Below are 11,642 nucleotides of genomic sequence, written 5' to 3'. Positions count from 1 at the left end.
AAACATCAGTTATAAATATTTAAGGATAGAATTTGGGAAAATCCCCAATAAAACAAGCAGAAAACTAATAACAATAGCTAAAACAAGAAGATTATATGACCTTTCACTTGCAACTTCTGCATTTTCCGTTCTTTTCAGAAATAAATACAAAGGAATTTTAAGGTAATAAAACAACGACACCACAGTAGTTAACGCGCCGGTGATCATCAAAGCCATTAACCAGATGCTGTGCGTTTGCTCATAAGCGCTGTAAACTGCCGAAAACACAAACAATTTACCCGTAAAACCTGCGGTAACCGGGATTCCGGTAAGCGAAATGAGGATAATTACAAAACAAACCGATGCAGCAGGGTATTTTAAGCCCAAACCTTTATAATCTTCTACTTCTTCGGCACCAACAACGTTATTAAAATACGATGCGAGGGCCAAAGCGCCGATATTTGCCAATGCATATACCGCCAGATAGTAGGTAAGTGACGATAAACCCTGTACATTAAAGGTAACTACGGCCATTAAAGCAAAACCGGTGTGGCCAATACTCGAATAAGCCAACATTCTTTTCACATTGTTCTGCAAAACGGCAGCAAAGTTTCCGGCAATCATGGTGATAATACCAATGGCCGATAAAACGATGCTAAAATCAATTCCCTTCCAATCTGCCGAAAACAGGAATAAAGGCATCACATTTACCAGCAACGCGAAGGCGGCTATTTTAGGAACCGTTGAAAGATATGCTGTAACGGGTGTAGGTGCTCCCTGGTAAACATCGGGTACCCAAAAGTGCATAGGCATAAATGATAGCTTGAAGCCAACGCCTATCAACACCAATACTAAAGCGAAGGAAACGCTCAGCGGGTTCACGTTTGGCAATTGCGCTACAATATTCAACAGATCAAGCGAGCCGCTGAAACCATACAATAATGAAATACCATATAGCATGATGGCAGATGAGGCCGCGCCGAACAGCACATATTTTAAACCAGCCTCGGTACTCAAAGCCGTTTCGGAACGATAAGCCACCATCAGGTATGAGGCCACCGATACCATCTCGATGGCAAGATAAACCGACAACAGGTTAATTGCCATAGTCATTAAATGCAGGCCTAATATCGATGCGATGGAAATAGTATAAAGATCAGATACTCCCTTTGTGTGGGCTTTCAGCCTATCATCCCAGGTAAAATTCAATAGCAGGATGAACGAGAGCAGATCGATGATAATCTTGAAAAATACCGCAGAGCGTCTGAGCAGCAACATACTGCCGAAGATAACGTGATCGCCGTCAAGGATCAGGGCTACCTGCTGCAGGTCTTTAAACAATACAAGCAGCAAGCCTGCACAGGCCACAATTTTACAAAGCTTTACAGATCTGCGCCCAAATATCAGGTCGGTTATCAGCACTACCAAAAACAGCACGGTTAAATAAATTTCAGGCATGAAATAGGGAATACTGCCAAAAACATTGGTTAACTGAGCTGATATATGGGGTAGCAGATCGTGCATCTATATTTTATTGTACTATTACTGATTGATTTTTTGGGTATTTTACCTGGTATTTCAGCTTCACCTTCTTTTCATCAAGCGAATTTAACACGAAATTCCATGAAACCTTGCCTGTTGTGGCATCAGGTTTTGCACCTGATGTTTCCTGTGCCTCTACCTCGATATCTTTATTTTGCGAAACCGGTACCTGGTCTTCAAGCAACAAATTTACTGATTGACTTTTTCGGTTCTTTACATCGATGAGCCAGTTGCGCGTTTCCTTAAGGTTTGAACCAGATGACTGCCTCATTGCCAGGCCTTTTTCCATGCTACGGGTAACAACAATATTTTTATCGGTACCCAGGGATAGGTTTAACGTATCTGTAGTGGCATCGGTATTTATAAGCGATTTCCCGATATAAGTACCTTCAAAAAACAGGTTAGCCTCGCCGGAGAGGAAACTGTATTTATTCCAGTTGGTAAGCTGGGCTGTAAGGAAAACATCGGTACTTAGTTTAGGCGCTACATAATATTGGTAAGTAGCATCTATACTGTACTGGCTTATTTCAACCGCATATTGTTTACCATCGCTTGGCACTGTATAAGGGTTAGCGATATTGAACTCAATGTTGGTTTGGTTTTCTTCTTTTTTTACTTCGATAGGAACTGTGTTAACAATATTTTGCGGGCGTATCGTTGCAACAGCTCCAGTCAAATCCCTTTTATATTCCGTGCCATAACCCGCAACAACAACTTCGTTAAGCTGTTGCGAAGACGATTTTAGGGATACGTTAATCAGCGGTGCGTTAGCCTGTCTTTCAGTTGTTTCGAAGCCAATGAAACTATAGGTTAGTACAGCATTAACATTAGGTAGCTGGATGCTGTAATTTCCACCGGCGTCACTTACCGCCCCTATTGAAGTTCCTTTTACACGGATAGCAACGCCCGGTAATGCCTGGCCATCATCACCGGCCACCACCCTGCCCATTACCTTAGTTATAGGGGTTGTAGAGCCGGAGTAGTACATACCAAAATTAAGGTAAGTAGGTGTAAGTTCGGGCTTGGCGCCGTTTACTGTCGGGTTGCCTGTTGATAAAGTAAGCTTAGCGCTTTTCCAGTCTTCACCTGTTTTTTGCGATACATTGGCTTTGTAAACAATAGTTATAGGGCTGTTTACATTTTTTGCACGAATATCATATGTTGGGAACCAGCTTGCATTCCGTACCAGGTAGCTCAATGTAAAATTTGCCTGCAATGCTGCTTTTGAAGATACCGTTACCAAAACATTGCTGGTAGTTTTGGAACCTGTCCTGTTAATTTCGGCAATTTGCTTGTCATAACCTTGCAGTTCGTCGTTAAGCAGGTCAATCTGATCATTAACCACTTGCTGGTTCTTTTTGATCTCGTTTAAACGGGCTGTCTGAAAATCGAGTGTCTGTTTCAGCTTAACCGGATCCAAAGCAACATTGGTACCGTTGCTTATCGGGTTTTTAGCTAAGGTATTGGCTTCTTCCTGGTATATGGAAAGCATATTGTTTTGCAGGGCTATCTTATTCCTTACCAGTTTTTGCTTGGCCTCTATAGCCTGTATATTCTTCTGCCTGATATCATTGTCGGCAAAATCAAGCTCGTGGTTAACCGAAAGAATGGTAAAATCGCCACCGGCATTTACCTGGATGCTTTGCACATCAATACCCGGCGACAGGTTTTCAAATACCAGCGTTGAGGTGCCGGGACTGATATTCACCAATGCGGTGCGGTTAACCTGTGCCCCGTTTAAAAACACGGTTACTTTTTGAACTTTTGAGGCTACGTGCTGACCTTCGTTTGCCCTTGTTGCGGCAGCGATAAAAAATAATGCTGCGGCGATAGATAATTTTTTAAACATAATTCCTTCGGTTAAATACACACCATCTGTTATTTCGCTTACGCCCGGGTTACCTGGGGCAGCGTAAATAAAAGATGCAGGGGTATGCACTTTTCCATAAAAGAATTTATGTTGAAACACTATTATTTTTATTTAGCCTGTAAAAACTGAATTAATGCCAATACCGAATCATTGATCTTTCCAAATACAAGCGATGGCATCAAACCTAAGGCAAGCGCCGCCGCAGCCATTGGTATCAGCGCCAGCTTTTCGCGGATGCTTACATCGGTAAGCGCTATTTTCCAAACCTCGCCGCCTTTAAGCGATACTTTTCCGAAGAACATGCGTTGCAGTGTCCACAGAAAATAGGCGGCACCCAATAAAATACCTACTGAGCCGCATATAGCCATCCAGTATGGCAACAAACCGTTAACTGTTGGCGATTTAAATGTACCTGCCAATGTAAATGCTTCGGCCACAAACGCCGAAAAGCCTGGTAAACCTAATGAGGCAAAAAAAGCTACCATCACAAAGGCTGTGTACTGCGGCATCTGGGTACCCAATCCGCGGAAATGATAAATATCCCTGTCGTGTACGCGGTTATAAACCACGCCAACCAAAAAGAACAGCATTGATGATAAAAAGCCATGGCTCACCATCTGCATTACCGCGCCGCTTACACCCTCGGCAGTTTGCGAGGCAATACCCAGCAATACAAACCCCATATGCGATACCGACGAATAAGCGATCAAACGCTTCAGGTCGCGCTGGGCCAGCGCATTGCAGGCGCCATATAATATCGACACAACGCCTATTAAACCAAGCCAGAAAGCACCGGACGAGGCTATCTCCGGGAAAATCCCGAGGCAGATCCGGATAATACCGTAACCACCTATTTTAAGCAATACGCCCGCGAGTATAATTGATACCGGAGTAGGCGCTTCAACGTGAGCATCAGGCAGCCAGGTATGTAAAGGAACAATTGGTACTTTAATAGCAAAAGCAATAAACAATACCACAAAACCAACCGTACGTGCCGGCATGCCCAATATGGTTTGATGCGCGGCCGCAGAAAATACCGAGCCAGAAGTATAGTTGGCCGGGTTCATCATCTGGATAATATTAAACGTATGGCTGCCCGTTGCCGGGTCATTTACCGAAAGGTATAAACCTACCATCACCAGCAACATAAATACCGACCCAAACAAGGTATAAAGGAAAAACTTAATAGCTGCATACTCCCGGCGTACACCACCCCACATCCCTATCAGGAAATAAAGCGGCAGCAACATCAGCTCATAAAACAGGTAAAACAGGAAGAAATCTAACGCGCAAAATACGCCCATTACGGCCATATCCAGCAGCAGGAACAACAGGAAGAAGCCTTTCAGATTGCTCTTGATCTCCCATGAGGCCAGCGTAGCCACAACCATTACCAGTGCCGACATTACCAGCAGCGTCACCGAAATCCCGTCTATCCCAACAAAATAATCTATCTGCAATTTCCCCATGCTGCCCAGGTTAAGGCCTATCCATGGCAGTTTCTGAACAAACTGAAACTGATCTTCATGGTTTATCCCCGCCGAAGCCGCCCCGGTTTTAAAATTGAGATAAATATATATGCTGATGCCCAGCTGCAGCAATGTAGCCAGCAGCGTAATATATTTAAAACTGCCCCGCTGCGACGATGGCAACAGTACAATAACCAGCGCAAACAATACGGGTATAAATATGAGCAGGGTTAACAGGTTCATTAAATTCAGATCAATATTTTTAAAACAAACAGTATCAATACTATCAATAACATGCTGTACAGGTAATACTGTACTTTACCGTTTTGAAATTTACGTGCAAAATTGCCAATGCTTTGCACTAATGCCGCCATCAAATGCAAAAATCCGTCGACAATATGTTTATCGCTCCAGGCGGTAAGGGCGGCTACCATCCGGCTTGAGCGTTCAATCAGGTGGATTAGTCCGTCTATAACATTCCTGTCAAACCAGAAACAGGTTTTACCCAAACCAAGTATAGGCTTTACAATCGCTTTTCTGTAGATCTTATCCAAATACCACTGGTTATAAGATAAGCGGTAAAGGAAACCGGTTTGCGGGAACGAGAACGTATTTCTTTTTACGTAGATGGCATAGGCCGCATACATCACAAATACGCTTAATATGTTTACTCCTATAGGGATAATGGTATGATAGATATTTTCGCGGGCCATGAATTCGGCGGGCTTTAAGCTCTCAAACAGCCAGGCCTTTTCATAAAAGAAAGGATTAAGCGAAAACAGCGGGAACAAGCTGCATATTGCCAGTAATATCAAAGGTACGCGGTATTGCCAGCCGCCATCGCTGATATGGAGCTTTATTTCGGGATGTTTTTTTAACAATCGAAATTCGCCGAAAAACACTTTTACTATCAGCCTTGATACGTAAAACGCGGTGAGCCAGCTGGTAAATAGCGCCCCTGCCGGGATCAGTTTAAGCCAAGCGCTGCGTCCCTCGCTCCATTCAAAAGCCTGGATCAGGATCCCGTCTTTTGACAGATAGCCAGATGTAAGCGGAATACCAATAAGCGCTAATGAACCCACTACAGCCGCGATAAATGTTACCGGTAGCTTTTTGCGCAGGCCACCCATGTATTGGATATTCTGAGGGTCGATATCAAGGTTATTTTCTTCTTTGATATGCTGCATCTCATGGATCACCACACCAGCCACCAAAAACAGTAAACATTTAAAAAAGGCATGCGTAGCTAAATGGAATAACGACGAGCCGTAAGCCCCTACCCCCATAGCCAGGATCATATAACCCAATTGCGATATGGTTGAATAAGCAAGCACCCGCTTCAAGTCGTTTTGCGTTAACGCGATGGTGGCTGCCATAAACGCAGTAAAGCAACCGATAACCCCAAGAATGGTTAACTCGCTATCGGTAAACAATGGATACACCCTGCCCAGCAAAAACACCCCGGCAGCCACCATGGTAGCCGCGTGGATTAATGCCGAAACTGAAGTTGGCCCCTCCATGGCATCAGGTAACCAGGTATGCAAGGGAAACTGTGCCGACTTAGCCGCGACAGCCATAAACACGCCAATGCAGGCTACGTATTGCCACACCGCAGGAATCTGCCCTGAAGCCGAGATCCACAAACCATCATGGATAACCGATTTAAATACCAGGTTATCGTTTATAAATAGTGTGGCGATATCAAATGTATGGAACTTGGCAAAAATGATAATGATGGCGCTCAGTAAACCAATATCACCAATACGGTTCATGATAAAGGCTTTTTTGTTGGCCTGCACCGCTTTATCCTTGGTAAACCAGAAACCGATAAGCAGGTATGATGAAAAGCCCACCAACTCCCAAAAGGCATAGAACAACACCAGGCTATCTACAACTACTAAACCCAGCATGCTGAAGCAGAAGAAGCTGAGGTAAGTGAAGTAACGGCTATATCTGTCGTCATGCTTCATGTATGCAGTAGAATAGATATGCACCGGCAAAGCAATCAGCGATACCAGCAGCAACATCATCACCGACAAGTTATTAAGCAAGATCCCCGCAAAAACTTTGGTAGTACCAATAGTAAACCATAAGGTTTGAACGTGCTGAGGTTGCTGGTTCCAAACTGCTGCAAATACCATTGCAGACAATACACATCCAACCAAAATAGCCAGCGTTGAAATCCAACCTGCTGCTTTACTTTTTACCGGCAGGCAAAAATTGATCAAAGCAGCAAATAGCGGCAGAGCCACAGCTAAAATAGCATAGCAGAAGATGGAAGGATCTGTATATGATATCGCGTTGTTCAATTATCTTTTTTATCTTTTTGTAGAGACGCATCACATGCGTCTTTTCTGTTGTATCTGATTTATGAAGACGCATGTGATGCGTCTCTATGCTTTTTAATCCCTCAAATTTTTAATCTCATCCGGATCAATGGTTTTATATCTCCGGTAAACATTCAGGATAATGGCCAGCGCAACCGCGGTTGTTGCAGCCGCCAGTACAATGGCAAACAAGGCAAATACCTGCCCTCCATTATTCAATTTATCGTATTTACCAAAAGCCACCAGATTTAAAATGGCAGCGTTCAGCATTAACTCAATGCCTATTAAAACCTGTATCGAGTTGCGTTTAGATACAATCATGTATATGCCTGTACAAAACAGCAAAGCACCTACCAGTAAAAAATCGGTTAGCGTGATCATGCGCTGCCCTCCTTCCGTGATAAATGCGCCGCGCCTACCAATGTCATCAGCAGCAAAACAGAAATAGCCTCAAAAGGCAGCAGGTAGGTGGTCATTAAATTAACACCTATGTTTTCGATGGTGGAGTTGGCAGGTGTTATCTCATTGTTTTGTGCTATGGCCTGTTTTACCCATGGCAGGTTATCCGCATCGGCTTTAAGAATAATGTTTACTATCACGGCTAAAAACAATACAGCCAGAATAACTGCCGGTACTTTAGCCATATTAATAAATTTTCCTTTTTGCTGCTGGATCACGTTGAGCGTTTCCTTGCCCGAGAGCATAAATGCAAAAAGGATCAGCACCAAAATACCGCCTACGTAAATTACTACCTGCGTTACGGCCACAAAATCGGCAAGGGCAATTACGTATAGCCCGGCAAGGGCAAACAAGGTCACAAAAAATATAAAAATACTCCTGACCAGGTTTTTACTTAAAGCGGCATACAGCGCCGAAGCAATGGCGATAAAACTCATCACATAAAACAACAAGCGCACTAAGGTCATGCCCCGCCCTCCTTTTGTTTCATGGCGGCTAGTTTGGCAGCTTGTTTTTCGGCCTGCTGCTTATCAAATAAAGCGCGTTTTTCGGCAGCATCCTCGGGTTTCATATCCGAAAACTGGTAAACCAGGTCGCTAAGCTGAAAAACAGTTTTATCATATTGGTTAGTCATGGTGATGCATTCGGTTGGGCACACAATGGTACACAGACCGCAATACATACATTTGGCCATATCAATATCAAACTTGGCGGCGTACAAACGTTTGGTAGTCCCGTCGGATGTTTGCCCGATAGCTTCCGTAGCCTTGATCGATTCAATATCGATACAATTAACCGGGCACACTTTAGCGCACAGGTCGCATACGATACAGTCATCCATTTCCACATCCAACTGATAACGGCCTACTTCGGGCACAGGCAACTGCTGTTTAGGATATTGAATGGTATTGGTACCATGTTCAAGCTGTTTAAAGTAATTGCTATCGCTCACGGTCACAATCTCCCGTTTGCCGTTACCGGCAAAAAGGTGGCGTATGGTAAGGCTTAAACCCTTCCATGCTGTTGTAAACGCGTTTATTACTCTTTGAACCATGATTTTTAGGATTTTAGGATTACCATGATGTTTCCTGCTAACCTGCTAATTCCCTTTTTCTATTTAATTAATTACAAATCTCAATTTTCTAAATCCGAAATCGAACATCCGACATCCGAAATTAAAAATCACATCAGCCACAACCGCCACAAGCCCGATATTAGCATACAGGCAAAGGCCAGCGGGGTTAATACTTTCCAACAAAGGTTCATCAGCTGGTCAACCCTTAAGCGAGGCAATGTCCACCTGATCCACATTTGTACGGCTACCAGTGCCAGTGTTTTTAATACAACCCATAGTATGCCCCAAGCAACCCCGGTTGTCCACGTTGCCAGTTTAACGCTGCCAATGTTGGGCAGGGGCGTATTCCATGCACCTAAAAATAATATTACCGCTATCATGGATACCAGGAACATCATCGAATATTCGGCCAAAAATACCAATGCAAAACGGATCCCCGTAAACTCGGTATGGAAACCGGCAACGAGCTCCGATTCCGCTTCCGGGATATCAAAAGGTGCACGATTACTTTCGGCCAGTGAAGCTATAAAATAGATCACAAACGCCACAAGCAAATGTGGGGCTCTGAATACATTCCAGCTAAACAATCCGCCTATCTGGGATACATCCCAAAAACCCGCGAATTTGATTTTCTCAGTCGCCAGGATCCCTTGCTGGGCCGAAATCACTTGCAAGTCCAGTGTTTGGGCAATCATCACCACAGATATAATAGCAAAACCGGCAGGAATCTCATACGAAATGATCTGCGCTGCGGAGCGCATAGCGCCCAGTATCGAGTATTTATTGTTCGATCCCCATCCGGCCATCAGGATCCCTAACGTTTCGATGGAGATAATAGCGAAGATATAATACAGACCGATGTTCGTTTTTGAAGGAATAAGTCCGGGTGCCCATGGCAGCGCGGCAAAACCAAGATATACAGCTATGAATATTACCGCCGGAGCCAGCATAAACAACCATTTATCTGCAGCTGCCGGAATGATGAGCTCTTTCTGAAGCATTTTCAGAATATCGGCCAGCGTTTGCAGTGAGCCGTATTTTCCTGTCTCGGTTGGGCCAAGCCTGTCCTGTATAAAAGCGGATATTTTACGCTCGGCATATACACCGAATAATGCAAAGAAAGCTGAGAAACTAAACAGCCCGATTGCCGCGATAAAATATGTAATATAATAGTTCAACAGGAATATTTGCTTAAGGGTGCAAACTTACTAAATGTTGAGTTATTTAGAATGATTAAATTATATATTAAGTTGATAGGAATTATTGGTGAATGGTTAATTGGTGAGTGGTTGAATTGCTGCGATACGGCACGCACAGATTATCCGCCCGGGCAACCACTCTCTACTCACCTCATCAACCACTCACTTACAAGCCACCAAATCATTAGCGGATATAAATGTTGACTTTACCGGGGCTGAGAAAAATAGCGAGGCATGATGATCAAAGTCGGAAGTATCATCGGTTGTGGTGTAAAACTTACTTTCGCCGTTACGACTTATTTTTTGTTCAATTTCGGGGTGACGGTTTAAATAATCAACAAGACTTTTAGCTACTATATCGCCCTGCCCAACTACATTAATACCTTCAGGTAAATAGGCTTTGATCTTATCCTGGATAATGGGATAATGTGTGCAAGCCAGTAAAATGGTATCTATATTGGGTGACTGCGCCATGATCTGATCCAGGTAAAGCTGCACAAAGAAATCAGCACCAGGTTTATCGTACTCCCCATTTTCAATCAGTGGCACCCAAAGCGGGCAAGCCTGCTGATGCACCTTAATATCAGGAAAAAAATTATTGATTTCGAGCAAATATGACCCTGATTGTACCGTGCCTTTTGTGCCCAGTACTCCTATTTCCTTGGTTTTGGTATAATCGCCAATAATCTCAGCCGTTGGGCGGATTACACCTAATACCCTTTTTGTAGGATCAGCTATATTTTTAAGGTCTTGTTGCTGAATAGTACGCAGCGCCTTGGCCGAAGCAGTATTACATGCCAGGATCACCAGCGGGCATCCCTGATCAAACATCCACTGCACACACTCCCAGGTGTACTGATGTATGGTGCTGAACGAGCGGTTGCCATAAGGTGCACGGGCGTTATCGCCCATATAAATATAATCATAGCCGGGCAGTTGCTCTATGATAGAACGGAATACGGTTAAGCCGCCAAAGCCCGAATCAAAAATACCAATGGGTTGATTTGACATACACAAACATAAAAAAAGCGTCCCGTATATACGGAACGCTCTTATATAATTTACTTAAAGGTGATCTTATTTTAAACCTAATTTCAATTTTACAGCAGCCATTAAATCGTCGCCTGCAGGAGATACGATCATGCTAACCTGTGATGAATCCAATACGTAAGCGTAGCCTTTTTCTTTAGCCACAGCTTGTACAGCGGTTGAAACTTTATCAATAATAGGTTTACCCAATTCTTGTTTTTTAGCGTCAACCTGTTGCTGAGCGTTGTTCTGATAATCATTCATGCGTTTTTGGATGTCCTGCAATTCTGAGGTTTTTGCCTGACGTACAGCATCAGTCATTGAAGCCGCGTTTTTATCCAAATCGGCACCTTTGGTTTGCAATTCATTGTTCATAGTAGTTAACTGATCAATGAATGTTTTTTGATAGGCCTGTAATGTTGTAGAAACGGTTTTAGTTTCAGGCATCTGATCAATAACCTGGCTAAAATTAACATAACCTATTTTTGTTTGCGCTTTAGCGAAACTACCCACGAACAACATACCTGCTGCAACTAAGGCGACTTTAAATAGTTTTTTCATTTTGATTTTGTGTCCTGTGTTTTAATAATGGATAATAATTATCTGTTTTGTTTTTGTAACGTGTATCAACAAATTACTTTATCAATTACCCCGGAAACAACTTACAATGAACAGGAACATTGGCAGCTATCT

The 11,642-nt window shown here is 43.3% G+C and carries 10 protein-coding genes; all 10 read right to left on the bottom strand.

Going from position 1 to position 11,642, the window contains the following annotated elements; translation table 11 throughout:
* Window positions 1-9: 9 nt before the first annotated feature.
* Complete coding sequence (locus DUL71_RS01540; RefSeq protein ID WP_114936431.1) at window positions 10-1,503, bottom strand: NADH-quinone oxidoreductase subunit N; 1,494 nt, start codon at window positions 1,501-1,503, stop codon at window positions 10-12.
* A 7-nt stretch (window positions 1,504-1,510) separates the two neighbouring features.
* A complete protein-coding gene (locus tag DUL71_RS01535; protein ID WP_114936430.1) occupies window positions 1,511-3,490 on the bottom strand; it encodes a DUF4139 domain-containing protein in 1,980 nt (659 codons plus the stop codon).
* A gap of 8 nt (window positions 3,491-3,498) precedes the next feature.
* Window positions 3,499-5,103 carry a complex I subunit 4 family protein gene (locus tag DUL71_RS01530; RefSeq protein ID WP_114936429.1) on the bottom strand — a complete coding sequence of 535 codons (1,605 nt, stop codon included), beginning with the start codon at window positions 5,101-5,103 and terminating at the stop codon, window positions 3,499-3,501.
* Window positions 5,104-5,108: 5 nt separating this feature from the next.
* Entirely contained in the window at window positions 5,109-7,169 is a 2,061-nt protein-coding gene (gene nuoL / locus DUL71_RS01525) for an NADH-quinone oxidoreductase subunit L (protein WP_244228677.1), read from the bottom strand.
* Window positions 7,170-7,262: 93 nt separating this feature from the next.
* On the bottom strand, window positions 7,263-7,568 hold the full coding sequence (gene nuoK, locus DUL71_RS01520; protein ID WP_114936428.1) for an NADH-quinone oxidoreductase subunit NuoK: 306 nt from the start codon (window positions 7,566-7,568) through the stop codon (window positions 7,263-7,265).
* A complete protein-coding gene (locus DUL71_RS01515) occupies window positions 7,565-8,113 on the bottom strand; it encodes an NADH-quinone oxidoreductase subunit J family protein (protein WP_114936427.1) in 549 nt (182 codons plus the stop codon). Before DUL71_RS01515 ends, nuoK begins: the two co-directional genes overlap by 4 nt.
* On the bottom strand, window positions 8,110-8,700 hold the full coding sequence (locus tag DUL71_RS01510; RefSeq protein WP_114936426.1) for a 4Fe-4S binding protein: 591 nt from the start codon (window positions 8,698-8,700) through the stop codon (window positions 8,110-8,112). Before DUL71_RS01510 ends, DUL71_RS01515 begins: the two co-directional genes overlap by 4 nt.
* Before the next feature lie 128 nt (window positions 8,701-8,828).
* Window positions 8,829-9,899: an NADH-quinone oxidoreductase subunit NuoH gene (gene nuoH, locus DUL71_RS01505; RefSeq protein ID WP_114936425.1), complete on the bottom strand. Its 1,071-nt coding sequence runs from the start codon at window positions 9,897-9,899 to the stop codon at window positions 8,829-8,831.
* Window positions 9,900-10,082: 183 nt separating this feature from the next.
* A complete protein-coding gene (gene murI / locus DUL71_RS01500) occupies window positions 10,083-10,931 on the bottom strand; it encodes a glutamate racemase (RefSeq protein WP_114936424.1) in 849 nt (282 codons plus the stop codon).
* 66 nt (window positions 10,932-10,997) lie between these two features.
* Window positions 10,998-11,510, bottom strand: a complete 513-nt coding sequence (locus DUL71_RS01495; RefSeq protein WP_112567114.1) for an OmpH/Skp family outer membrane protein — start codon at window positions 11,508-11,510, stop codon at window positions 10,998-11,000.
* Window positions 11,511-11,642: the final 132 nt, after the last annotated feature.

Origin of the sequence: Mucilaginibacter endophyticus (assembly GCF_003351025.1) — a bacterium.
In the GTDB taxonomy this organism is placed as follows: domain Bacteria; phylum Bacteroidota; class Bacteroidia; order Sphingobacteriales; family Sphingobacteriaceae; genus Mucilaginibacter; species Mucilaginibacter endophyticus.
Note: the sequence above shows the minus strand (reverse complement) of the source record. Positions and strands in the feature narration are given on the sequence as shown.

Bases quoted from the DNA above. Each gene is read 5' to 3' on its own strand.
- DUL71_RS01540 (WP_114936431.1), bottom strand. From the start codon at position 1,503: ATGCACGATCTGCTACCCCATATATCAGCTCAGTTAACCAATGTTTTT.
- DUL71_RS01530 (WP_114936429.1), bottom strand. From the start codon at position 5,103: ATGAACCTGTTAACCCTGCTCATATTTATACCCGTATTGTTTGCGCTG.
- nuoK (WP_114936428.1), bottom strand. From the start codon at position 7,568: ATGATCACGCTAACCGATTTTTTACTGGTAGGTGCTTTGCTGTTTTGT.
- DUL71_RS01515 (WP_114936427.1), bottom strand. From the start codon at position 8,113: ATGACCTTAGTGCGCTTGTTGTTTTATGTGATGAGTTTTATCGCCATT.
- DUL71_RS01510 (WP_114936426.1), bottom strand. From the start codon at position 8,700: ATGGTTCAAAGAGTAATAAACGCGTTTACAACAGCATGGAAGGGTTTA.
- murI (WP_114936424.1), bottom strand. From the start codon at position 10,931: ATGTCAAATCAACCCATTGGTATTTTTGATTCGGGCTTTGGCGGCTTA.
- DUL71_RS01495 (WP_112567114.1), bottom strand. From the start codon at position 11,510: ATGAAAAAACTATTTAAAGTCGCCTTAGTTGCAGCAGGTATGTTGTTC.